Origin of the sequence: Luteibacter sp. 9133 (assembly GCF_000800155.1) — a bacterium.
GTDB classification, from domain to species: Bacteria; Pseudomonadota; Gammaproteobacteria; order Xanthomonadales; family Rhodanobacteraceae; genus Luteibacter; species Luteibacter mycovicinus.
The window spans coordinates 1636747-1659972 of sequence record NZ_JUHO01000001.1 but is presented as its reverse complement, the minus strand read 5'-3'; the positions used below and the strand labels follow the sequence as shown (position 1 = coordinate 1659972).

Genomic DNA, 23226 nt, shown 5'->3' with positions numbered 1-23226 from the left:
ACAGACGAGCGGCTGCCCTCAGGCCGGCAAGGCCTCCTGGTGAACGCCACGCACGGCCCGGCCCGACGGGTCGGCGGCGGCCGCGAAGGCAGGGTCCCACGCCAGCGCAGCCGGGGACGAGCAGGCGATGGACTTGCCGCCGGGCACCGTGGCCGCACAGGCCTCTCCCGGGAAATGGGTCTCGAAGACGGTACGGTAGAAGAATGCCTCCTTGGTCGCCGGCGGGTTCACCGGGAAGCGGGCCGCGGCGGCCGCGAACTCACGATCGGAAACCATCTTCTCGGCATGCGCCTTCAGGCCGTCGATCCAGCCATAACCCACGCCATCGCTGAACTGCTCCTTCTGGCGCCAGAGGATCGAATCCGGCAAGGCGCCTTCGAAGGCCTCGCGCAGCAGGCCCTTCTCGATACCCTTGCGGGCGACCATCTTGGCCTCGGCGTCGATCGACATGGCCGTTTCGAGGAATTCCGTATCGAGGAAGGGCACGCGGGCTTCGACACCCCAGGCGGACATCGACTTGTTGGCACGCAGGCAGTCGTAATAATGCAGCGCATCCAGCTTGCGTACGGTTTCCTCGTGGAAGGCGCGGGCCGACGGCGCCTTGTGGAAGTACAGGTAACCACCGAAGACCTCGTCGGAACCCTCGCCCGAGAGCACCATCTTCACGCCCATCGCCTTGATCCGTCGCGCCAGCAGGAACATCGGCGTGGATGCGCGGATGGTGGTGACGTCATAGGTCTCGATGTGGCGGATGACTTCGGGCAGCGCGTCGAGGCCTTCCTCGAAGGTATAGCGGAAGCCGTGATGGACGGTACCCAGCGCCTCGGCCGCGATCTCGGCGGCTTTCAGGTCGGGCGAGCCTTCGAGGCCGATGGCAAACGAGTGCAGACGCGGCCACCAGGCTTCGCCACGGTCGTCTTCTTCGATACGGCGGCGCGCATAACCCGCGGCGACCGCGGCGACCAGCGACGAATCCAGACCGCCCGACAGGAGCACGCCATAGGGCACATCGGTCATCATCTGGCGATGCACGGCGGCTTCGAACGCGGTACGGAGATCTTTCGGGTCGATGGTCTTGCCGACGGTCGCATCGTAGTCGCGCCACTCAGGCGTCCAGTAACGCACGGCCTCACCGGTCTGGCTGTCGTAGACATGGCCCGGCGGGAAGGGCGCCACGTCCGCGCAGACACCGACCAGCGACTTCATTTCCGATGCGACGCAGAGGCGGCCTTCGCGATCGTGGCCCCAGTACAGCGGGCAGACGCCGACCGGATCGCGGGCGATGATGTAACGCTGGCGGCCCGCGTCCCAGAGCGCGAAAGCGAAGATACCGTTGAGCTGACCGAGGAAGTCCGCCCCGTGCTCGCGGTACAGCGCGTTAATCACCTCGCAGTCGGAGCCCGTGGTGAACGGATAGCTGCTGGCGGCGCGAATCTCACGGTGGTTGTAGATCTCGCCGTTGACGGCCAGGGCCAGGTCGCCTTCTGGGGAACGCAGCGGCTGGGCGCCACTGGCGGGGTCGACGATGGCGAGGCGTTCGTGAACGAGGATCGCGCCGTCGTCGACGTAGACACCGCTCCAGTCCGGCCCGCGATGGCGCTGCCGCTGCGAAAGCGACATCGCCTCACGGCGCAATGCGACCAGGTCATCACCGGCCGCGAGGCCGAACATCCCGAAGATCGAACACATGGTCTTGCTCCTGGCTATCAATGGGGAAACGCGCAAAGAAAAAGGCCCGCCTGGTGAGGGCGGGCCTTTGGTGTCTGGTGGTTTGTCTCGCAACCGCCTACACGCCGACCCTCCCGAGGTTACGGGCATTATTGGTATTGGCGTTATTGGCGGCGAGGCGGGTCATGAGTCGAATAGAGCATGAAGATCGCTGCAATGCAACACCCTCCCCCGCGATTGCTACTCTGTAGGAGCGCACCCTGTGCGCGATGTCACGTTGCGGGGGCGGCACTCCGCAAAAAAAGCATCGCGAGCGGGGCTCGCTCCTACACGACTTCCGGAACCGAGGCATCCCATGACTCCCCTCCTCGCGCTCGCTCTTCTCTCCACGGCCCAGACCGCGCCGGCATGGATCGCCGGCGACTGGGATCCTTACAGCAACGCCTTCACCGGTCTGCGCATCCTCACCGTCGGCAAGGACTCGCTCACCTGGCACGGCTGCCAGAACGCGCACTTCGATGTCGTCGACGCGAAGGACAACACGCTCACGATCCGTCTTGCAAAGAACACTGCCTGCAGGCTCGACGATGAGCCGCCGACCCGCATCGACACCGTGCGCTTCACGCTGCGCGACAACCGGTGCGACCTCGCCGTATCTATCTACGCGTCGCCCGATGCGCTGGCCAGGAACGAGCCCGCCGCGGAAGGCCTCTACGGCAAGTCGAAATGCCCGTCGGGCCCGGCGGCTCAGGCGGCGACCAACCTTTCGACCACACCGCGATAAGCCTCGGCGGCACGCGTTTCGGCGGCGTGCGCGAAGTCGCGCACACGCCACGTGCCGCCCACCATCACGTCACGCACCAGCGGCGTGTTGCCGGCGAACAGGAAGCTGTCGATCACGTCCGCTTCGCCGCGCGCCGCCAGCAACGGCGAGCGATCGTCGAGGACGAGCATGTCCGCCCGTGAGCCGGGCGCAAGACGTGCCACGTTGACGCCGGCCGACTGCGCGCCGCCGTCCAGCGCGCGCTGCCACAGGACCGTACCCACGCTTTCTTCCGGCCGACGCGCCGCCACATTGCGATGCCGGGTCAGCAGGCGCTGGCCGTATTCGAGCCAGCGCAATTCCTCCACCGGCGACACCGAAATGTGCGAATCGGAGCCGATGCCGAGCTTGCCGCCCGCATCGATATAGGCCGCCAGCGGGAACAGGCCGTCCCCCAGGTTCGCTTCCGTCGTCGGACATAGCCCGGCGACGGCACCGGTCTTCGCGAGCCGGTCGGTTTCGTGCGGCGTCAGGTGGGTGGCATGGACCAGCGTCCAGCGCGCGTCGACGTCCGCGTGGTCGAGTAACCATTCCACCGGACGCGCGCCACGCGCGGCGAGGCAATCCTGCACTTCGCCGATCTGCTCGGCGATATGAATGTGGATCGGCAGGTCACGGCAGACGCCCGTGGCGAGCAGCGCACGCATCGCCTCCTCGGGAACGGCGCGCAGCGAATGAAGGGCCACACCCAGACGCAGCATGTCGTTCTGCAGAGGCGCCAGGCGCTCCAGCAACGCGACATACTGGCCCACGTCGTTGCGGAACCGCTGCTGGCGCTCGTTCAGTGCCCGGCCGTCGAATCCGCCCGTCATGTACAGGACGGGGAGCAGCGTGAGGCCGATCCCGGCTTCCCTGGCCGCCTCGATCAGCGCCAGCGACATCGCGGCCGGATCGGCGTAGGGCACGCCCCGGGGACCGTGGTGCAGGTAATGGAACTCGCAGACCTGGGTGTAGCCGGCCTTGACCATCTCGATGTAGAGCTGGGTCGCGATGGCCTTCATGTCGTCGGGGTCGATCGCCTCCGCGAAGGCGTACATCGTCTCGCGCCAGGTCCAGAAACTGTCCTCGCCCGGACCGCGACGTTCGGCCATGCCGGCCATGGCGCGCTGGAACGCGTGCGAGTGGAGGTTGGGCATGCCCGGCAGCACGAAGCGGCCGATGCGCTCTTCCGGGGCCGGTGAGGCATCGGCGAAGCGACCGGCGGCCACCGCGATACCACCCTCCCCCGAGCGCCATCCGCGGTCGTGCCAGAGATAGTCGGCGGCGAGCTTCTGATGTGACATGGGGAGATGTCCTTGGGGGGTATCTCGACATGGTATCGCGGGCGGGGCCCGCTCCTGCATGGGGACGGCAGGCTATCGCGGATCTGTCGGCGATTTCACCGCGCGGGCGCATAATGGGGGGATGACCGAGATCAACTCCGCTCAGGCGCCGAAGCTCACGCTTCGGCTTGCACGCCTCGCCGACGTGCCCGAACTCGTCGCCCTCACCGCCCGTGTCTACACGGCCGAGTGGGGTCATTCCGCCGAGATGCTGCAAGGCCAGCAGACCCACTTCCCCGAAGGCCAGTTCGTGGTCGAGTACGAGGGGAAGATCGTGGGTTTCTGCGCCACCTTCCGGATCAACGAGGCGCTGGCCCTGGCGCCGCATACGTGGATGCAGATCACCGGCGGCGGTTTCGCCTCGCGCCACGACCCCAAAGGCGACTGGCTCTACGGCATGGAAGTCGTGGTGCACCCCGACTACCGCGGCATGCGCATCGGCCAGCGGCTGTACATGGCCCGCAAACGTCTGTGCACCGAGCTCAAGCTGCGCGGCATCGTATTCGGCGGTCGCCTGCCGGGCCTCTCCAAAGCCATCGGCCGCTATGGCAGCGCCGAGGCTTACGTCCAGGCCATCGTCGACGGCAGCCGCCGCGACGCGACGCTGAGCTTTCAGTTGCGTAACGGCTTCGAGGTCATCGGGCTGCTGCGCGAGTACGTGCCGTCCGACCACGAATCGCTCGGCTATGCGGCGCATCTGGTCTGGCGCAACCCGCAGTTGCTCAACCATCCGGACACGCCGAAGGTGTCGCAGTCGCATCGACTGCCCGACTCGGTGCGCGTGGCATCCGTGCAGTACCAGCAGCGGCGCATCGCTTCGTTCGCCGAGTTCGCCACCCAGGTGGAATACTTCGTCGACATCGCCGCCGATTACGACGCCGACTTCGTCGTCTTCCCCGAGCTGATCACGCTGCAGCTGTTGTCGATCGAAAACGCCGAGCTGTCCCCGGTGGATTCGATCCGCCGGCTCTCCGAGTACACCGACGAGGTCAAGGCGTTGTTCCATCGCCTGGCCGTGCACTACAACATCAACATCATCGGTGGCTCGCACCCGACCCGGCAGCCCAATGGCGACATCCACAATGTCTGCTACGTCTGCCTGCGCGACGGCTCGATCCACGAGCGCGAGAAGCTGCATCCGACGCCCAGCGAGAAAAACGTCTGGAACATCACCGGCGGCGACAGCGCGGCGACCATCCAGACCGACTGCGGTCCGATCGGTGTGATGATCTGCTACGACTCCGAGTTCCCCGAGGTGGCCCGTCACCTCACCGACCAGGGTGCGCTGATTCTGTTCGTCCCGTTCTGCACCGACGTGCGCGAGGGCTACCTGCGCGTGCGTTACTGCTCGCAGGCACGCGCCATCGAGAACCAGTGCTACGTGGTGCTTTCGGGCAACGTAGGCAACCTGCCCGGCGTGAACAACTTCGATATCCAGTACGGCCAGAGCTGCATCCTGACGCCGAGTGATTTCCCGTTCGCGCGCGACGGTATCGCCGCGGATTCCACCCCGAATATCGAGACGGTGCTGTTCGCCGATCTGCGGCTGGAAAGCATTGCGCGCGCACGCAATGCCGGCGCCGTGCAGAACCTTAAGGACCGTCGTTTCGACCTCTACCAGGTACGCTGGGCACGACATCTGGAGGGCAAATGAACGAACTCCCTCCCGACATCGACCCGACGCCGGGCGCCGAACCCGCACCGGGGCATCCATCGCGCATGACCCGCCTGCGTGAGTTGCGCCGGCACGAATGGTTGTCGCCCAGGCAGTGGCGTCGACGCATCCTGTTCTGGACGGGCGCCATCGTCGTCGGCCTGTCCGCCGTCTTCTTCGCCAAGGCCGCGGATTACGCCTTCGAGCTGTTTCACAGCGTGGCGTCGCATGGCTGGTGGGTACCGTTGTTCATCACTCCGCCGATGTTCGCGCTGCTCTGCTGGCTGACACAGGGGGCGCTGAAAGCGACGCGGGGCTCGGGTATTCCGCAGGCCATCGCGGCACTGAAGGTCGAGGACGAGGGTTTTCGTTCCCGCCTGCTGGCGCTGAAGGTCGCGCTCGGCAAGATGGCTCTGACCCTTGCCGCGCTGCTCGGCGGCGCCTCGGTCGGCCGCGAAGGCCCCACCGTGCACGTCGGTGCGGGGCTGCTGTATTCGATGGGCCGGCGCTTCGGCTTCGACGACCCTGCCGCTGCGGGCCGTTTCATTCTTGCCGGTTCGGCGGCCGGTCTGGCGGCGGCGTTCAATACCCCGCTGGCGGGCATCGTGTTCGCCATCGAGGAAATGTCCGGCACTTTCGAGCACCGCATGAGCGGCACGCTGCTCACCGCCGTCTTCGTCGCCGGCGTGGTCTCCCTGGGCATCGTCGGCAACTACGCCTACTTCGGCGACATCACGGCCACCCTGCCCCTCGGTCGCGCGTGGATCGCCGTGCTGCTCACCGGCCTCGTCGGCGGTCTGGCCGGTGGCCTGTTCGCCCGGCTGATCATTCCGTCCACGCTGGGACTGCGCGGTGCGATGGGCCGTCTGCGCGCGCGTCAGCCGATCGTCTTCGCCGCGGCCTGCGGTCTGGCCCTGGTGCTGCTCAGCCTGCTCAGCGCCAACGGTCTGTATGGCACCGGTTATGCGCAGGCACAGGACATCCTGCAGGGGCATAGCGACACCGGCCCGCTGTTCGGCGTACTCAAGTTTCTGGGCAACATCGCGTCGGCGTGGGCAGGCATTCCCGGTGGCATTTTCTCGCCCGCACTGGCGGTGGGCGCGGGCTTCGGTGGCAACATCGCTCAGCTGCTGCCCGGCGCGGACACCTCCGCCGTGGTGCTTCTGGGCATGGCGGCGTATCTGTCCGGCGTCACCCAGGCACCACTCACCGCCACGGTGATCTCGCTGGAACTGACGGCCAACCACATGATGGCCCTGCCGATCATGGCCGCCTGCCTGCTCGCGCGCGGCGCGTCGGCTCTGGTCTGCCGCGTTCCGGTGTACAAGGCTCTGGCCGACGTACTGATCGTGCAATACGAAGCCGAGCGCGCGCGTCGCGAAACGCCTCCCACTCCCGAGACGAGCGCCTCGCCATGACCGCCGATACCCGCTGGGACTACCTCCTTCTCGATGTCGGGCTGGCCACGCTGACCGACAACGGCAAGGCTTACGGTGCGATCGAGCAAGGCGCCATCGGCTGGCACGACGGCGTCATTGCCTTTGTCGGACCTCGCGCCGAGTTGCCCGGCGATCCGCACGCGCTCGCCCATCGTGTCGAGTCGCTGCCCGGTTGCTGGGTCACGCCCGGTCTTGTCGATTGCCACACGCATCTGGTCTTCGGCGGCGATCGCGCGCAGGAGTTCGAGCAAAGACTGGAAGGCGCCACGTACGAGGAGATCGCCCGCGCCGGTGGCGGCATCGTATCCAGCGTGCGCGCCACGCGGGCAGCGAGTGAGGACGAACTGCTGCGCCAATCGCTGCCCCGTGCGCGGGCCCTGCTCGCGGATGGCGTCACCACGCTGGAGATCAAATCCGGCTACGGCCTGGAGCCGGATGCCGAGCGGCGTATGCTGCGCGTTGCACGACGCATCGGGGAAACGCTGGGCGTCGATGTACGCACCACGTTTCTCGGCATGCATGCCCTGCCTCCCGAATATGCCGGACGGCGCGACGAGTACGTCGCGCTGGTCTGCGACACCATGCTGCCATCGCTCGCGGACGAAGGTCTGGTCGACGCGGTGGACGCCTTCTGCGAAGGCATCGGCTTTACGCATGCGGAGACGGACCGGCTGTTCGCGAAAGCGACCGCACTCGGCCTGCCGGTGAAGCTGCACGCCGAACAGCTCTCCGACCTCGGCGGCGCGGCACTCGTCGCACAGTACGGAGGCCTGTCCGCCGACCATCTCGAATGGACCAGCGAGGAAGGCGTCCGGGCGATGGCGGCGGCCGGTACGGTCGCCGTACTCCTGCCCGGCGCGTACTACGCATTGCGTGATACGCGTCCGCCGCCCATCGACCGCTTTCGCGAGCATGGCGTGGCCATGGCGGTGGCCACCGATCTGAACCCGGGCACCTCGCCCCTGCTTTCGCTACGCCTGGCGATGAGCATGGCCTGCACGCTCTTCCGTCTCACGCCGGAGGAAGCACTGCGCGGGGCTACCGTCCACGGGGCTCACGCGCTGGGACTGGATGATCGCGGGACGCTCGAAGTGGGCAAGCGTGCCGACCTCGTCGCATGGGACGTCAGGCACCTGCCGGAGCTCTGCTACTGGATCGGCGGCGACCTGCTGCGCCAGCGCTGGGTTGCGGGTGAGCGTGTGGGAGCCGTTTAGCGTCACATTGGTCCGATTTTTCCGAAAACTTCCATCGATTTCGACCGGCATCGCCACCTAAGATCGCAGTCCCCTCGCCCATCCGGGCGTCGGCGACCACGGATGTCGAATTCGCGATGCTGCTCTTTCCCAAACTTCCCCGCCTTTCGCCGGGCGTGCTTTCCCTGCTCGCCTGCATGCTCGTGGCCTGCAAGGAAACCGACGACCGCGATGAGCTGCGCGCGCGGCGCGCACGCCAGATGCGCGACGTCTCGCGCATGCTCGATGCGATGGAGACGCAGGAAAACGCGAGGCGACCTGTCGACGCCACCCGCACACCGGCACCGGGCGCACCGGCCTCGCGTCCCTCAGCAGAGACAAGCGGGCGAACCGACGCTCCCGCATCGTGGATCGTCTCATGCCTTGCCACGTTCGGTTCCGGCGTCGCCGCGATCGCGATCCGACGATGGCGACGCAAGCGACGCCTCCGTCCACTGTCGCAACCGCTGTCCATCGCCGCGCATTTCAGCGACAGCCCCATCGTGCGCAGGACCGACGCACAGGGCATCCCCTCGCATCCGACGTGGGTCTACCGCACATCCCCTTTCGAAACGCCGCTGCTGTACATGGTGCCGGAATCGGTCGACCTGTTGCCGCTGCCGTCGCCTGACATCGCCATCTCGTTCGCCATACGCAGCGCACTCGGCGACGTCGAATGCCTGACCGGCGCGAGGCGTCTCTTCGCCGTACGTGAGCTCGTCGCGCGGTACTCGGGCGAGAACGAACCTCGCGATCGAGCTGGCATCCATGCCCTGATCGATGTCCACCTCGCCTGGGCGTCCTGGGTACGCGGTGACGCCCTCAAGGCGCGCCTGGCGGAGGTCGAACGGTTGTGCCGCGCCATGACCGCGTCCGGGTCCGGACAGCCCGATCCATCCATCTCGTTACTCATCGCGCGGACGGCGCTCGCACGCGCGCGCCTGCTATCGGGCATCGATGCGCGGGACGTGTGCTCCCTGGCGCTGCTGCATGCTTTCCTCGCGGAACAGGAGCCGTCCCTCACCGATCAGGCTGCGGCGTGCCGGCAGGAGATCACCGCGTTCTACGAAAGCATCCGCGAATCCATCCCGTCATTGCCCGGCGAGCCTTCTTCATGACCGTTACGACGTCTCCGCAGGATCCCTCCACGCCTTTCTGGTCCACCCGCTACGGCATCGCCGCGGCTGTGCCCACGGACAACATGATCGCCCGATCGCTGAAAACCTACGGCGAATGGACCGAACAGACATCGGACCTGCTCAGCGCCCTCGTCGATGAGCGGCACGTCGTGCTCGAGTTCGGTGCGGAGTACGCCGCGCACGCGCTCTGGATGTCGCGGGCCGTGGGCCCCGGGGGTCAGGTGCATATGGTCGAGCCACGACGCATCCGGTTCCAGCAATCGTGCGCGACCATCGCGCTCAACGGTCTGGATAACGTGTTTGCCCATGCGGTGTGGCTGGGAGGCTCACGTGGCCCGCACATACTCCGTGGCGACGGTCGCCCGGACGAGAGCGTTCGCGGCGTGACACTCGACAGTCTCCGGCTGGCGTCGCTGCAGTTGCTCAAGATCAACGAAACGGATGCTTTGATCGACCTCATCGCGGGCGGTGTCGAAACGCTGAAGACGTATCGGCCCCTGATTTACGCCCGGCTTTCCGGAAGCGAAAAGGCAGCCGGCGAAGTGGAAGCGATCAAGGCGCTCGGGTATCGCGTGTGGTCGCACCTGCCCTATCTGTTCAACAGGGAAAACCACGCCGGCGTCGCCCAGAACCTGTTTCCGGGCGTGGTCCAGCAAAACGTGATCGCCGCATCGGCGGGCGGCAACGTCGACTTTACGGACCTCGTCGAGTTATAGGGGTCAAAGCCCCGGAAACGAGAAACCCCGCCGAAGCGGGGCTTTTCGTCTCACGCAAGAACGGCTTTACGCCTTTTTGCGCGGCGCGGCTGCCTTCTTGGCAGCGGCAGGCTTGGCGGCGGCCGGCTTGGCAACAGCGGCGCCGGTCACGACGTCGACGTGCGGACGGGCTTTGCCATAGCTGGAACGGTAGATCTTGCCGCGACGGGTGCGACGATCGCCCTTGCCCATGGGAAACTCCTTGATTCGAAAAAGTAGAGAGGAACGGCCGGTCATCGTATCAGCGGCCGCGTAAATGGCAAGCGCCAGCCGTTCAGGCGGGCAGTTCAGTGAGTGTGCCGGCCGTCCTGGCCGCAGCCCTCGAGGTCGTCCGGACAATGACCCGGGTCCACCTGGACCGTCGCGTGCCCCACCCGCCAGCGCTCGCTCAGGGTCGTCTTGATGACCGTGAGAATGCGGGCCGGATCGGCCCCGGGCTTGAGTTCGGCGTGCAGCGTGGCCATCCGCGAGCCCGCGGTGACCTGCCAGATGTGCACGTGGTGGATGCTGAGGATGCCCGGATCGAGGCCCTCCAGCTGACTTCTCACGTCCGCCAGATCGACGCCTTCAGGCGTGCCCTCGAGCAGGATGTGGCCGGAACGTCGCACCAGGGACCACGCGCTGCGCAGGATCAGCATCGAGACCAGGATCGACAGGACCGGATCGGCCCAGTTCCAGTCGAGCCAGCGCACCGCCAGGGCGGCCAGCACCGCGGCGATGGAGCCCAGCAGGTCGCCCAGCACATGCAGGCTGGCGCCGGCGATGTTGACGTCGTCGGGGTCGTGGCCATGCAGCGTGCGCAGCACCACCACGTTGGCCACCAGTCCCACGGCGGCGACCACGAACATCACGCCGGAGAGGATCGGCGACGGATTGAACAGGCGCATCACCGCCTCGTAGACAATGAACGCCACCAGCGCGAACTGGGTCAGTGCGTTGACGAAGCCCGCCAGCACCTCGATGCGGCCGTAACCGTAGGTGCGCTGAGCATCCGCCGGGCGCGCCGCGAAGCGCGCGCCGAGAAACGCCAGCAGCAGGGCGAGCGCGTCGACCAGCATGTGGCCGGCGTCGGCCAGCAGCGCCAGCGAGCCGGAAAGGATGCCGCCGCCCGCTTCGACCACCAGCATCAGCGTCGTCAGTACGAAGGCGAACAGCAGCTTCCGTTCACTGCCGCCGGCGGCATGACTGTGGTCGTGGTCGTGGGTATGCGCGTGGCCATGGGAATGGCCGTGGGCGTGTGCGTGATCGTGTGCCATGAACGAAAGGCTAGGTGCTCGGGGCGCGGTTACACAATCACGGGTGCGCGCAGGAGGGGCCGTGGATATGGCCCGCATGCTCGCTGTGGTCGACCCGGAGATTGACGAAGTGCGCGGAAGCGACGAGCAGCCCGCCACAGGTCACGAGCACGCTGTGCACCACGAGCGACCCGCCGTGCAGAAAGGTTACGCCGAGCACGAGCAGGGTCAGGCCGGGTATCGCCAGAGCCAGTGGCAGACGTCGGTGGTGGCGCCGATACCCGGAGATCAGGGCCAGCGAGGCAAGGACGCAGGCGAAGGCGACGAAGCCGGTTTCGAACCGATGATCGGCCAGGAACGACAGGCCGAGCACAGGCAGCAGCGCGATCACGAAGGGCAACGCCGCGCAGTGGATCGCGCAGAGGAAGGAGGCCGTGGCGCCGAAGCGGTCGGCCACATGCCACCAGCGTCGGGGCACTTGCTGAGCGTCGGATTCGAGAGGGAGATCGGTCATGGGATGCATAGCGTGACTTCTTGCACGGGTCCAGGCAAGTAATGATACTTTATAACATCTCAAAACACACCACGGAGTTTCACCCCGATGCGCAGAACCCTTCTCGCCCTGACGCTGGCTACCACGTTCGGTAGCGCCCTCCCCGCCATGGCCGAAGACGCTCCCCAGGATGCTTCGGCGCCCGCGAGCGCCAGAGAGACCCAGGGGAAATCGCGCAAGAACGCCGAAAAGCTCGACGCCATCGTCGTCAACGCGGTGCCCCTGGGCCAGAGCGCCGACCAGATCGTGGCTCCCGTGGCCGTACTGGCCGGCTCGGCTCTCGATGACGCCAAGGCCGTGTCGCTCGGCGAGACCGTCTCGGCGATTCCGGGCGTGCAAAGCTCGGCACTTGGTACGGCGGTCGGTCGTCCGATCATTCGCGGTCTCGACGGTCCCCGCGTCGCCGTCCTCGAAAATGGACTGTCGTCGCAGGACGTATCCAATGTCAGTCAGGATCATGCGGTGACCCTCGAGCCGTTCCTCGCCGATCAGATCGAAGTGCTGAAGGGCCCCGCCACCCTGCTTTACGGTTCCGGCGCGATCGGTGGCGTCGTGAACGTCGTCGACGGCCGCGTGCCGGAGAAAGCGCCGGAGAACGGTTTCGCCGGCCGCGCCGAAGTGCGCAGCGATTCCGTGTCGGACGGTAAGACCGGCCTGCTCCGCCTCGACGCGGGTAACGACAGGTTCGCCATCCACGTCGACGGCATGCATCGCGACAACGAGGATTACGATATCCCGGGCGGCACCCTCGCCAACAGCGCGGTGAAGACCACGTCCGGCGCGGTGGGCGCGTCGCTGCTCGGATCGTGGGGCTACCTCGGCCTGTCGGTCTCGCGCTTCATGGATCTCTACGGCAGCCCCGCCGAGCCAGGCGATCCGGCGGAGGGCGAAGATCCCGTGCACATCAAGATGGCGCAGACCAATTACAGTCTGAAGGGAGGCTTCATCCAGCCGATCGACGGCATCGCGAAGATCGAGTTCAACCTCGGCCACGGCGCTTACCAGCACGTGGAGTTCGAAGGCGATACGCCGGGCACGACGTTTGCGACGACCAGCAACCAGGGCCGCCTCGTCGTCACGCACGAAGAACTCGCCGGATGGAACGGTGCCTTCGGCGTGCAGACCCAGCATCGTCAGTTCTCCGCCGTGGGCGAAGAGACCTTCGTACCCGCGACGACGACCAAGGGCGTCGGTGTATTCCTCACCGAGCAGCGCGACTTTGGGCCGGTGAAGGTCGAGCTTGGCGCGCGGCATGACAAGCAGACCGTCCAGCCCGATAGCGGCGCCAGGCGCGACTACAACCCGAACAGTTTTTCCGCAGGCGCCGCGTGGCGTTTCGCTGACCAGTGGCATCTGTCGCTCAACCTCGACCACGCCGAGCGCGCGCCGTCGGAAGAGGAACTCTTCGCCAATGGCCCGCATGAAGCCTCGAACACCTTCGAGATCGGCAGCGACCTCAACAAGGAAAAATCCAACCAGGCCGAATTGGGCCTTCACTTCCACGGTGACGTGGTCGAGGGCAAGGTCGCGGTCTACTACAACAAGTACAAGAACTTCATCTATCTCGCCGACACCGGCGAAGTCGAGGACGACCTGCCGGTACGCATCTGGTCGCAGAACGACGCGACGTTCCGCGGCGCGGAAGCGGAAGCCACGTTCCACCTTTCGAAGGGGACGTCGGGCAACTGGGATCTGCGCGTGTTCGGCGACACGGTGCGCGCCACGCTATCCGACGGTGCCGGCAACGTGCCGCGCATTCCCGCCGGTCGCGTGGGCTCCACGCTGAGCTGGACTGCCGACAGCCTGCGCGCCAGCCTCGGCGCCGTGCGTTACATGAAGCAGGACAAGATCGCCGCGTTCGAAACCGACACCGCCGGTTACACGCTGGTCAATGCGCACTTCGCATGGACGTTCGTCAACGACGAACGCAGCCAGTGGGAAGCGTTCGTCGACGGCAACAACCTGACCAACCAGAACGCCCGTCCGGCGACGTCGCTGTTCAAGGATGTGGCGCCGATGCCGGGGCGGAATGTGTCGGTGGGCGTGCGCGCGTTCTTCTGAACGACAAAAAAACCGTGTAGGAGCGCGCCCTGCGCGCGAAAAGCCTGCGTAGCGATGATGGGTGCCGCTTCTTCGCTGTGTAGGCTTTTCGCGCGCAGGGCGCGCTCCTAGCGATGGTGGGGTGCCGCTTCTTCGCTGTGTAGGCTTTTCGCGCGCAGGGCGCGCTCCTACCGATTTTGGGGCGTTACCGGCAGTTCTTGCAGATGCCGTGCACTTCGAGGGTCTGCGCCTGCGGACGGAACCCCAGCGCCTTGGCCTGGGCCTCGATCAGCTCCGCGACGCGTTCGTCGCAGACTTCCTGCGCGCACTGGCATTTGTCGCAGATCAGGAAAGGTACCTGATGCGTTTCCGCCGGATGGTGGCAGGACACGTACGCGTTGATCGACTCCAGCTTATGGATGAAGCCGTTTTCGAGGAGGAAATCGAGCGCCCGATAGACCGTGGGCGGCGCGGCGTTGCCGTGCTTCTCGCGCAGGCGATCGAGCAGATCGTAGGCTTTTACGGGTTTGCCCGCGCTCGCCACCAGTTCCAGCACCTCACGACGCAGGGGCGTCAGGCGCAGACCGCGCTCCAGCGAGGCGTGTTCGACCGCCGCGACGAAGCCGCGGGCATCGTCATGGTGTTCGTGCGTGTGCTTGTGCGCGGCGTGCGTGGTCACATCGAAATCCTCGTATCCCTCATTCTAACATGAGGGCCCGTCAGCGCTTTTTCGACCCGGGCAGCGGCGGCGGACCGCCACGCGGCGGTAAAGGCGGGGGCCGCTTGCGTGGCATGAAAGGCACCACCCAGCCGAACGGCCCCAGCACCAGCGCGGCGACGATGCCGGCGACGAAGCGCCCGCGCCACCAGCCCAGCACGCCGCCGACGACGATGAAAACGATCTGCCAGAGGATCAGCTGCCCCCATGGCACCGCGGCCATGAGGTTGGTGAAGATCGCCAGGAAAGCCCCGGGGTCGTCAGGATCAACGCCCCGCATCGCCTTGGCCAGGATCTCATCCACGAGCGCGGGCGAGCGCCTCGTCGATGCGCGCCAGCGCACCGTCGCGACCGGCCAGGTAGATGGTGTGTTCGATCGACGGCGACACCTGCGTGCCGGTCATCGCCACGCGCAGCGGCGCGGCCACCTTGCCCATCCCCAGTTCGAGGCCCGCGGCCACGCGCTCGACGGCGCCGTGCACGGTCTCCGGCGTCCACTCAGACAGAGCGGCGAGTTCGGACTTCGCCTTCTCGAGCGCGGCGGGCGCGGTGTCCGTACGCAGGTGTTTCTCGATGGCCTTGTCGTCCCACTCGACGATCGGGCCGTACCAGATCTTCGCGCGCTCGGCCATTTCCTTGAACGTCTGCACGCGGTCGCGCAGGGCCACGACCACATCGGCGGGGTTCGGGCCAGCCGAGGCGTCGATACCGATCTTGCCGAGGTGCCAGGCCAGTTCCGGCCCGAGCGTCGCCGGGTCATCCGTCTTCAGGTAATGCTGATTGAGCCAGGAGAGCTTGGTCACGTCGAAGCGCGATGCGGCCTTGTTGACGTCCGAGACGTCGAACAGCGTTTTCATGTCATCGACCGAGAAGATTTCCTGATCGCCATGCGACCAGCCCAGGCGGACGAGATAATTGAGCAGTGCATGCGGCAGGAAACCGTCGTCGCGGTACTGCATGACGCTGACGGCACCGTGACGCTTGGAAAGCTTCTGGCCGTCCGGCCCCAGAATCATCGGCAGGTGCGCGAATTCGGGTACGGGCGCACCCAGCGCCTTGTAGATGTTGATCTGGCGCGGGGTGTTGTTGACGTGGTCGTCGCCGCGGATCACCTCGGTGATACCCATGTCGATGTCATCGACCACGACCGCGAAGTTGTACGTCGGGAAGCCGTCCGAGCGGAAGATCACGAGGTCGTCGAGCTCTTCGTTCGACCACTCGATGCGCCCCTTCACCTTGTCGTCGAACACCACCGAACCCGTGGACGGGTTCTTGAAGCGGATGACGCGGTTCGGATCGTCACGCAGCGGCTCGTTGCGGTCGCGGTAATAGCCGTTGTAACGCGGCTTCACCCCGGCTGCCATGGCCGCGTTGCGCATCTCCTCGATCTCTTCCTTGGTCTCGTAGGCGTAATACGCCTTGCCCTCGCGCAGCAGCTGGTCGGCCACCTCGCGGTAACGGTCCATGCGCAGCGTCTGATAGTACGGACCTTCGTCATGCGTAAGGCCGAGCCACTGCATGCCGTCGAGGATGGCCTGCACGGCCTCCTGCGTGGAGCGCTCGCGATCGGTGTCCTCGATGCGCAGTACGAATTCGCCACCGCGGCGGCGCGACTCCAGCCAGCAGTAGAGCGCGGTACGGGCACCGCCGATGTGGAGGTAGCCGGTGGGGCTGGGGGCGAAACGGGTACGGACGGTCATCGTTGAGGTCATCGGACGGACAAGGACGGGATTTTAACCGATCGGGCACCGGGGTGGTTTCGAGGTCATCCCCTACAGCGTGCCTGCCTTTCTGCCAGTGCCCCGCTGCAGTCATTCCTACACACAAAAAGACCATGAGCCGGATGCTGCGCACGGGCTCGCCCGCGCATGCTGTAAGCACTCCCCAACTGCAAGGATGCATCCATGAAGACCCCCCTACGCCACGCGGTCGTCGCCATCGCCCTGGGCCTGTCCGCGCCGATCGTCGCGCAGTCACCGCCCACGGACGCCCAGGTGGTCGGCCTCGACGTGCGCTATCTGCGCCTTTCGGACCTCCCGGCGATCCTGACGGCGACCGGCGGCGACCCAGCCGCCTGGCGGACACCGGCAGCCTTGAAGGGCACGGCACTGTCGCAATCCGGAGCGTCGGCCGATCCCGTCATCGCATGGGTACCCGCCTCGGCACTGGCCTCGCCCCACGCCCGGGCCGAGGCCCTGGATATCGTCTCCTCAGGCGTCGCCCTGCTCGTTACCGCCCGAACAGGTGAGCGACGCTACGAAATCGCCCTGTTCGGCGTGGAAGCCACCGAAGCGACCGTGCTCTACCAGCCACTGCGCCATGGCGGCGTTCACCTGCATCTGTTCGAAGATACGGTCGATCCGCTGGCCCTGGCGGCCATCGCCGGCCACGTGGTCGAGGACGCCAGACGTCTGGCGATGGCTGACGCAGAAGAAGCATCGAGGTCACGCCTTGCCCCTGTCACGCGCGGTCCCGCGCAGGCATCGCAGACGGCGCCCGCGCGCGCGACGCCCGTGCGTCCCTGGGCCGCATCCAAGACCCACACCAATGGATCGCGCGTGGCGCTGATCGCGACGGTCACCCGGGATACCAGCCGCACGCACGACTCCAAACTGATCACGGTAAAGAGCACCGCCGAGGTCATCCCCCATCAGCGAGGGCTGGATACCCGAAAGAACAATCCCTTATGGTGGGTGCCGATCTGGCCGTTTCCGTCCCTGCCCCACGGCGCGGGCATCTACGTGCCTGGCGAGTACGGCTTGTCGACGTGGCTCATGTGGCCGGAAGATGCAACGCCGAACGCCCGCTTGCTCAGTTATCACCCGATGACTGACGGCCGTACCGCCCGGACAATCACCGACAAACATGTCACCACCTCGACATGGGGGGTGTCGGTATCGCCCGAGACGACCCGTGGGCTCGCCGATGGCAAGATTTCGTCGGCCGGCAAATTCCCCGCATCGTTTTCCTACAGCGAAACGAACACGGACGAGCAATCCGTAACGATCACGCTCGACGACTACAGCGCCGCGTTCTCCGAATTCCAGGCGGAAAATCAAACCGAGGCATCGTGGCGTTTCGCCCTGGCCGATGACATTTCAGCCAAACCCGCCTACTTCGGTAAACCCGCCACGACAGGGGGGCGCAGTCGGATGATGAAACACGCGGGGCTGGAAACCGCGGCCACGTGGCGGGTCGACGGTACGTACGAAGGCCCGATCAAGGTCACCAGCGCCGCCACCGTGATGAACCGCTACTTCCATCACCAGGCCAAAACGACCGCTGATGCCATCGACTGCCATGAGAAAGTCGTCGTTCTCGATGCGACGCCGTGCGAACTCTCGATCGTCACCAGCCGCGGCCCGTCGGACAGGCGGGAATTCGTCGCCACGGGGCAGCCGATTGCCAGCGTGATCATGGACCTTGGCACGCCCTACCTCACGCGCACGCCGACGGTGCTGCTGCAGTCCCTGGGCGACGCCAACCGCTGCATCACGCAGCCCGACGCGTCCGCCCGGATCACCCTCGAAACCTGCGACCGCACCGAAGGCCATCGCGTTCAGCAATGGATGATGGACGAGGCCGGACGATACGTGAACCGTGGCAGCGGCATGTGCCTGGAGACGGATACCGCGTTCGGTGGCGTGAGGGCCACGGCATGCACGCAGACACTGGCGCAACAGTGGGAATGGCGTGCCGACCGCATCCATTCCCGTTTCGAAGGTGGCCGCCTGCGCCTGCATACGGACGCATCGGGCTTGTCGACGGCGTTCCGCCCCGGTAAGGACGCATTGCTGCCGGTCAATGCGACCAACGCACTGTTGCCGCCGTGGACGACCTACCCGTTGCAGCCACGCAGGGGCGACTACATTCCCGGCTTCAACTTCCAGGCCGAACCGATCCCCGATGCCTATCTCGCATTCGGCGATGTCGACAGCGGGCAGCGCTGGGCAGCCATCCCGCTCATTTTCGGCATCAAGTGACAAAGCGGGCCCGGCGGTCGATCGCCGGGCCCGTTCCGGTAACGCCAGCGTCATATCACCATCATGCCCGCGACATCCCTGCGCGCGAAGCTTGGACCAAGCTCAGGCCAACAGGGGCACCGCCATGCGAGTCGGCATCGTCACCGAGACCTATGCACCGGACGTCAATGGGGTCTCCCTTACCGTCCAGTCTCTCGCCCGCGGACTCGTCCGCCGCGGACACACCGTCGACCTCATTCGCCCGATCCACCCCGACACGCCGGCCATGGCCGATGCGGGCATGGATGTCCTCGCCGTCGAAGGTGCCGCCGTCCCCCGCTATGCCGGCCTGCGCTTCGGCCTGCCCTCCCGCTTTCGCCTGGAACGCCGCTGGCGGTCGGACCGCCCGGATGCGATCTACGTGGCCACCGAAGGCCCGCTGGGATGGAGCGCGGTAAGCGCCGCCCGCCGCCTCGGCATCCCCGTCGCAACAGGCTTCCACACGCGCTTCGACTTCTACGTCGGCCATTACGGTTTCGGCGCCTTGACCCCGTTCGTACGCAACTACCTCGCCCGGTTCCATCGTCGCGCGCAGACCACCCTGGTGCCCACGGGCCAGCTCGCCGGTGAGCTCAACGACCTCGGTGTCCACGACGTACGCGTGCTTCGCCGCGCTGTCGACCCGCAGCGTTTTCATCCGGAACGCCGTAACGACGACCTGCGCACGTCATGGGGCGCGGGTCCGGATACGCCGGTCATGCTCAGCGTGGGCCGTGTGGCGCCGGAGAAAAACCTGCACGTCGTGATCGATGCCTACCGTGCCCTGCAGCGTCGCGTTCCCGGCGCCCGCTGCGTCATCGTCGGTGACGGTCCGGGTCGTGCCGCGCTCGAGGCGGCCCATCCCGATGTGATTTTCGCCGGCGTCCGCCGCGGCGACGACCTGGCCGCTTACTACGCCAGTGCCGATCTGTTCGTTTTTCCGAGCCTCACGGAGACCTTCGGCAACGTGGTGCTCGAGGCGATGGCGTCGGGGACACCCGTCGTGGCCTATGCGGAAGCCGCCGCTCGCGAATTCATCCGCAACGGCCAGAACGGCATCCGCGTCGCGCCCGGCAACGAAGGCGGACTGATCGAACGCGCCGCGGCGCTCGGTGCGGACATCCACGCGTGCCGGGCGATGGGCGGCGCCGCACGTCTCTCGCTTGCCGGTTCATCACCCGATTCGGTCATCGCCGAATTCGAATCCATCATGCAATCAATGGCCGAGGAGAGCGTCCATGAACGCAGCACCGCCGTCGCCGCGTAGGGCCAGCCTCGACCGGCGCATGTGCGTCGCCGCCAACCGCTGGGGCGCGCGTCGTGCGATCGGCATCTTCTTCGGCGCCATCAGCCGCCTCGGTGATGGCGTCTTCTGGTATTCGCTGATGACGGTCATGGCGATCGTCGGCGGCTGGCACGGTGTGGCCGTGGCGGTCCAGATGGCGATCACCGGACTGACCGCACTGATGCTCTATCGCGTACTGAAGCGCTGGACGCGTCGCCCACGCCCCTTCCGCACCTGTCCCGGCGTGATCGCCCACGTGCCCCCGCTGGATGAGTTCAGCTTTCCGTCGGGACACACGTTGCAGGCGGTCTCGTTTACCGTCGTCGCCGTCGCGCACTACCCGGTGCTCGCACCTTTCCTGATCGGCTTCGCCGCGCTCATCGGTGCCTCACGCGTCGTGCTCGGTCTGCACTACCCCAGCGATGTGCTCGCCGCGACCGTCATCGGTGGCGGGCTCGGCACGTTGTCGCTGTGGGCGGAGCGTGCGCTGGTCTGATTCGCGAAGGACGGAAGCAGGACGGAAGGCAGAGCGCTTTCGGGATGCATCCGCAGCAACTGCCACGCGACGCCGCCCAGGCCGGCGATCAGGCCCGGTGACAGGTCTTCACTCTGCCTGCCGCACCGGGCTCCGTGGCTTTCGATGCTGCCGATGATCGTGGCCTTCAGCGTATCGCTGTCGCAGCCTGCGGGAGCGAATCCCGTGCGCACGGCGATGTCGAGCAGCTCCCACGCCCCCATATCGCCGTGGCATAGCCCATGACCGCCACCGATACCGTTCTGCCAGGCGAGCGTCGAAGCGACGCGGAACTGGGCACGCCGATCGGCGTTATCCAGTGCCGGATCCAGATCCACCAGCGCCAGCCCGATACCGACCGCGCCGTGGCACCACGCGGCCGCCGGGTCGCCACCACGAAGGTCGCGCCAGCCCGTCGCCGGATCGAACAACGACGCGTCGAACGCGAGCGCGGCCCGCGACATCGCGAGAAAGCGATCCTGTCCGGACGCCTGCGCCAGCTTCGCCAGTGCCCATCCGATGCCCGTCGATCCATGGGCGAATCCGCCAAGTCCATCGGGCCATCGCTCGTGCGGCCACCAGGCGCGGCCGTCCTGCCGACGCGCCGCCTCGATCAGTGCATCGCCCACGGTCATCGCCTGGGTCAGGTGGCTCGCATCCTTCGTGCGCTCGTGAAGCGTAAGAAGCGGCGCGATAGCACCGCTGCTGCCGGTAAGCAGGTCGCGCGTATCGTCCGCCGCGACGGACTCCGCGATGAGTCCGGCGAGACGCTGCGCCCGCTCGACGCCCTCACCCGCCGCCGTCGCGCCCCAGACCTCCAGTAGCAGCCACGACGCGATCTGGGAGCCGAGACCGATGTACCCACCGGGAGGCACCGGGCGCGGCCGCGCCACATGGGTACGACGCTCCCATAGCTGCGCTTCGGCCCATCGCATCGTGTCGACCGCCGCCGCGGCGATTGCATCGATCCCGGTCACATCGTCCGCCCTCCCCGCATCGCGCTCGCGCGTATAACCATGAGCCAGTAACGCGATGCCTGCGATGCCTCCGTATACATCCTGAGCGATCGGTTGCACGCTGCGCCCGTTGGGGCCCAGCACGGAAGCGATCCACGCCACGCTGCCATCGTCACCGCGGATCGCACGCCTCACGATGCCTTTCATGACACCTGCGGCGAGCCGACGGCGACGGCGGTCGAGATCGTGCAACGCGAGGCGTACCGGTCGCAGGGAGGCATGCGCTTCGTCGCGGTCACCGTCGGCATAGGCGCTGGCCAGCGAGGCGCGGATAGCCTGACGTTCGAGCGCGAGATCTGCCTCGCGCCAGCGTCGCAATGCATCCTCGGCGAGGTCGCGGGGATCGAGCCACGACGTGCCGCGAGGGCCCGCCAGCCACCCTTCGCTAACGATCGTCGAAAACAGCGGAATGTCGCCGTCGAGCAGGTCGGCGATCTCGGCCGCGATCACGTCGTCGCGATCGGGCGAAATCGCTCGGTTCAGACCCATCCGACGCAACAACGCGGCGGCGCGATGCGTCGCTTCGTCAGGTGCGTGCAGCGACACTGGGTGCCAGAGCATCCGCGCCAGCTCGGCGTACACCTCGGTCGACCGGACGACCGCACGCACTTCGCAGCCCGCAAACGGGCGCAACCGGCCCGCCAGTCTCCCCGCCGCGTCCTCGGAGCGCAGCCAGGCGGTCACCTGATCGAAGCCTTCAACGACCTTCGGCCAGTGCGCGGCCAGCGCGGGCGCGCGTGACGGATGATTCGCGGCGCCGCCGGGTTCGACCATGACGGTGCCCAGCCGCGCACGATCCGTACCCGCGTCGACGATGGCGGGCACCTCCACACTGGGCTGCTGCCCCGGCAAGGCACCCATGCCGGACGAATCCACGCCACGCCAGGCCAACGCCGCGCCGCGCCCCGGCAGAAACCCCATGCTCAGCACGCTGCCTTCGACCATGCCCGCGGCGCGGTCGTGCGCCAGGCCCATGCCCGAGGGTGTGACCGGCGGATGCGGCGTGAACAGCGTCTCGCAATCGATGACGAACGGATGCGCACCGTGCGCGATCAGGTTTTCGGCGTGCAGATCGCTACCGCCGAGCAGACGCATGACGGCCAGCCACTCGCCCAGTCCGCGATAGAAATGGGTCAGTTCGCCGTCGTCGGCGGCGTAGCGGTGTTCGACGAACGCGGCCCAACCGTATCCATCCCGCTCCACGACGGGTGGTACACGAAGACTGGCGCCCTGCGCTGTGAGCGGCTCGATAAAGCGGGACAAGGCCGCGTCGATGCCCACCGATCGTGGCTTGTAGACGATACGGCCGCGGGCGCAGGTGAGCAACGCCACGGTCCTTCCACCGCGGTGACTGTCGCCCGCGCCGATCGCCAGGGCGACGAGTTCGCCGAGCGGGCTACCGTGAAATACGTCGAGCGCCTCGCGGTCCGTCGCGAAATGCGTGGCGAACGTCAGCGCGCTTGCGCAACGCTGTTCCACCAGGCGATTCACGCGATCCATCAGCGTCGGATAATGCGTCGTCAGTTCCTCCCAGAACGCGGGAGTCGACGAGCGCGCAATGAATTCGTGCCAGCGGCCCGCGCTGTCGGCAGCGACGAGCAAGCCGTCTTCGACGGCCGCATGCAACTCGAGCAACAGGACACGACCGAGTCGGCCATGCAGCGCTTCCGTCAGCGAAGCGCGCGTCGCGTCGGCGACGACGCCGCGTTCGGCGCACGTCAGGCCGGCTAACCCGGCGAGCCGGGCTGCAAGATCCACCATGGCATCGGCGATCAGGCAGCCCAGCGATTCGCTGAAATCGTCGGCGTCCGTGGAGGACGTCACGGCGAGAG

The 23226-nt window shown here is 66.6% G+C and carries 19 protein-coding genes; 10 read left to right on the top strand and 9 right to left on the bottom strand.

Annotation, left to right across the window (positions count from 1 at the left end; genetic code table 11):
• Nucleotides 1-18 precede the first annotated feature (18 nt).
• Nucleotides 19-1689, bottom strand: a complete 1671-nt coding sequence (asnB, locus tag FA87_RS07180) for an asparagine synthase B (protein ID WP_043693421.1) — start codon at nt 1687-1689, stop codon at nt 19-21.
• Nucleotides 1690-2023: 334 nt separating this feature from the next.
• On the opposite strand from asnB, the gene FA87_RS07175 reads away from it, so the two are divergent.
• On the top strand, nt 2024-2452 hold the full coding sequence (locus FA87_RS07175; protein WP_043693419.1) for a hypothetical protein: 429 nt from the start codon (nt 2024-2026) through the stop codon (nt 2450-2452).
• On the opposite strand, the gene FA87_RS07170 is transcribed toward FA87_RS07175, so the two are convergent.
• The gene (locus FA87_RS07170; protein WP_043693416.1) at nt 2416-3774 is read right to left on the bottom strand and encodes a formimidoylglutamate deiminase; all 1359 of its coding nucleotides are present in this window, start codon (nt 3772-3774) and stop codon (nt 2416-2418) included. The genes FA87_RS07175 and FA87_RS07170 overlap by 37 nt on opposite strands.
• A 121-nt stretch (nt 3775-3895) precedes the next feature.
• On the opposite strand from FA87_RS07170, the gene FA87_RS07165 reads away from it, so the two are divergent.
• The 5 genes from FA87_RS07165 (at nt 3896) to FA87_RS07145 (ending at nt 9993) form a co-directional block, all read left to right on the top strand.
• A complete protein-coding gene (locus FA87_RS07165) occupies nt 3896-5467 on the top strand; it encodes a bifunctional GNAT family N-acetyltransferase/carbon-nitrogen hydrolase family protein (RefSeq protein WP_036114014.1) in 1572 nt (523 codons plus the stop codon).
• Between the two features lie 65 nt (nt 5468-5532).
• On the top strand, nt 5533-6885 hold the full coding sequence (locus tag FA87_RS07160) for a chloride channel protein (protein WP_156128608.1): 1353 nt from the start codon (nt 5533-5535) through the stop codon (nt 6883-6885).
• A complete protein-coding gene (gene hutI, locus FA87_RS07155; RefSeq protein WP_043693414.1) occupies nt 6882-8120 on the top strand; it encodes an imidazolonepropionase in 1239 nt (412 codons plus the stop codon). The genes FA87_RS07160 and hutI overlap by 4 nt, the downstream gene beginning before the upstream one ends.
• Before the next feature lie 116 nt (nt 8121-8236).
• Nucleotides 8237-9256, top strand: coding sequence for a hypothetical protein (locus tag FA87_RS07150; RefSeq protein ID WP_043693412.1), 1020 nt, complete (start codon nt 8237-8239; stop codon nt 9254-9256).
• Nucleotides 9253-9993 (top strand): hypothetical protein, encoded by a 741-nt coding sequence (locus tag FA87_RS07145; protein ID WP_043693410.1) that lies wholly within the window; start codon nt 9253-9255, stop codon nt 9991-9993. Before FA87_RS07150 ends, FA87_RS07145 begins: the two co-directional genes overlap by 4 nt.
• Nucleotides 9994-10059: 66 nt before the next feature.
• Here the strand turns inward: FA87_RS07145 and FA87_RS21370 are convergent, their stop codons facing one another.
• The 3 genes from FA87_RS21370 to FA87_RS07135 form a co-directional block, all read right to left on the bottom strand.
• On the bottom strand, nt 10060-10224 hold the full coding sequence (locus FA87_RS21370) for a 30S ribosomal protein THX (RefSeq protein ID WP_079522086.1): 165 nt from the start codon (nt 10222-10224) through the stop codon (nt 10060-10062).
• A gap of 95 nt (nt 10225-10319) precedes the next feature.
• The gene (locus FA87_RS07140) at nt 10320-11288 is read right to left on the bottom strand and encodes a cation diffusion facilitator family transporter (protein ID WP_043693407.1); all 969 of its coding nucleotides are present in this window, start codon (nt 11286-11288) and stop codon (nt 10320-10322) included.
• A gap of 37 nt (nt 11289-11325) precedes the next feature.
• A complete protein-coding gene (locus FA87_RS07135; protein ID WP_043697621.1) occupies nt 11326-11781 on the bottom strand; it encodes a MerC domain-containing protein in 456 nt (151 codons plus the stop codon).
• Nucleotides 11782-11868: 87 nt separating this feature from the next.
• Between FA87_RS07135 and FA87_RS07130 the strand changes: the two genes are divergently transcribed.
• Entirely contained in the window at nt 11869-13881 is a 2013-nt protein-coding gene (locus FA87_RS07130; RefSeq protein ID WP_043693404.1) for a TonB-dependent receptor, read from the top strand.
• Between the two features lie 184 nt (nt 13882-14065).
• Here the strand turns inward: FA87_RS07130 and FA87_RS07125 are convergent, their stop codons facing one another.
• Genes FA87_RS07125 through gltX form a run of 3 tightly spaced genes read right to left on the bottom strand, consistent with a single transcriptional unit; the run spans nt 14066 to nt 16278 of the window.
• Complete coding sequence (locus FA87_RS07125) at nt 14066-14539, bottom strand: transcriptional repressor (protein ID WP_043693402.1); 474 nt, start codon at nt 14537-14539, stop codon at nt 14066-14068.
• A 40-nt stretch (nt 14540-14579) separates the two neighbouring features.
• Nucleotides 14580-14882, bottom strand: coding sequence for a hypothetical protein (locus tag FA87_RS07120; protein ID WP_036117827.1), 303 nt, complete (start codon nt 14880-14882; stop codon nt 14580-14582).
• Nucleotides 14875-16278, bottom strand: a complete 1404-nt coding sequence (gltX, locus tag FA87_RS07115) for a glutamate--tRNA ligase (RefSeq protein ID WP_036114053.1) — start codon at nt 16276-16278, stop codon at nt 14875-14877. Before gltX ends, FA87_RS07120 begins: the two co-directional genes overlap by 8 nt.
• A gap of 204 nt (nt 16279-16482) precedes the next feature.
• Between gltX and FA87_RS07110 the strand changes: the two genes are divergently transcribed.
• The 3 genes from FA87_RS07110 (at nt 16483) to FA87_RS07100 (ending at nt 20360) form a co-directional block, all read left to right on the top strand.
• Complete coding sequence (locus FA87_RS07110; protein WP_043693399.1) at nt 16483-18561, top strand: ricin-type beta-trefoil lectin domain protein; 2079 nt, start codon at nt 16483-16485, stop codon at nt 18559-18561.
• 124 nt (nt 18562-18685) lie between these two features.
• A complete protein-coding gene (locus tag FA87_RS07105) occupies nt 18686-19846 on the top strand; it encodes a glycosyltransferase family 1 protein (protein WP_036114057.1) in 1161 nt (386 codons plus the stop codon).
• Complete coding sequence (locus tag FA87_RS07100) at nt 19818-20360, top strand: phosphatase PAP2 family protein (RefSeq protein ID WP_043693396.1); 543 nt, start codon at nt 19818-19820, stop codon at nt 20358-20360. The genes FA87_RS07105 and FA87_RS07100 overlap by 29 nt, the downstream gene beginning before the upstream one ends.
• On the opposite strand, the gene FA87_RS07095 is transcribed toward FA87_RS07100, so the two are convergent.
• A complete protein-coding gene (locus FA87_RS07095) occupies nt 20276-23218 on the bottom strand; it encodes a type 2 lanthipeptide synthetase LanM family protein (RefSeq protein WP_081996501.1) in 2943 nt (980 codons plus the stop codon). The two genes, FA87_RS07100 and FA87_RS07095, sit on opposite strands and share 85 nt — an antisense overlap.
• Between the last annotated feature and the right edge of the window lie 8 nt (nt 23219-23226).

Coding starts and splice junctions, on each gene's coding strand:
- FA87_RS07105 (WP_036114057.1), top strand. CDS start 18,686: ATGCGAGTCGGCATCGTCACCGAGACCTATGCACCGGACGTCAATGGG.
- FA87_RS07135 (WP_043697621.1), bottom strand. CDS start 11,781: ATGACCGATCTCCCTCTCGAATCCGACGCTCAGCAAGTGCCCCGACGC.
- FA87_RS07110 (WP_043693399.1), top strand. CDS start 16,483: ATGAAGACCCCCCTACGCCACGCGGTCGTCGCCATCGCCCTGGGCCTG.
- FA87_RS07140 (WP_043693407.1), bottom strand. CDS start 11,288: ATGGCACACGATCACGCACACGCCCACGGCCATTCCCATGGCCACGCG.
- gltX (WP_036114053.1), bottom strand. CDS start 16,278: ATGACCGTCCGTACCCGTTTCGCCCCCAGCCCCACCGGCTACCTCCAC.
- FA87_RS07150 (WP_043693412.1), top strand. CDS start 8,237: ATGCTGCTCTTTCCCAAACTTCCCCGCCTTTCGCCGGGCGTGCTTTCC.
- FA87_RS07165 (WP_036114014.1), top strand. CDS start 3,896: ATGACCGAGATCAACTCCGCTCAGGCGCCGAAGCTCACGCTTCGGCTT.
- FA87_RS07145 (WP_043693410.1), top strand. CDS start 9,253: ATGACCGTTACGACGTCTCCGCAGGATCCCTCCACGCCTTTCTGGTCC.
- FA87_RS07160 (WP_156128608.1), top strand. CDS start 5,533: ATGACCCGCCTGCGTGAGTTGCGCCGGCACGAATGGTTGTCGCCCAGG.
- asnB (WP_043693421.1), bottom strand. CDS start 1,689: ATGTGTTCGATCTTCGGGATGTTCGGCCTCGCGGCCGGTGATGACCTG.
- FA87_RS07175 (WP_043693419.1), top strand. CDS start 2,024: ATGACTCCCCTCCTCGCGCTCGCTCTTCTCTCCACGGCCCAGACCGCG.
- FA87_RS07100 (WP_043693396.1), top strand. CDS start 19,818: ATGAACGCAGCACCGCCGTCGCCGCGTAGGGCCAGCCTCGACCGGCGC.
- FA87_RS21370 (WP_079522086.1), bottom strand. CDS start 10,224: ATGGGCAAGGGCGATCGTCGCACCCGTCGCGGCAAGATCTACCGTTCC.
- hutI (WP_043693414.1), top strand. CDS start 6,882: ATGACCGCCGATACCCGCTGGGACTACCTCCTTCTCGATGTCGGGCTG.
- FA87_RS07130 (WP_043693404.1), top strand. CDS start 11,869: ATGCGCAGAACCCTTCTCGCCCTGACGCTGGCTACCACGTTCGGTAGC.
- FA87_RS07170 (WP_043693416.1), bottom strand. CDS start 3,774: ATGTCACATCAGAAGCTCGCCGCCGACTATCTCTGGCACGACCGCGGA.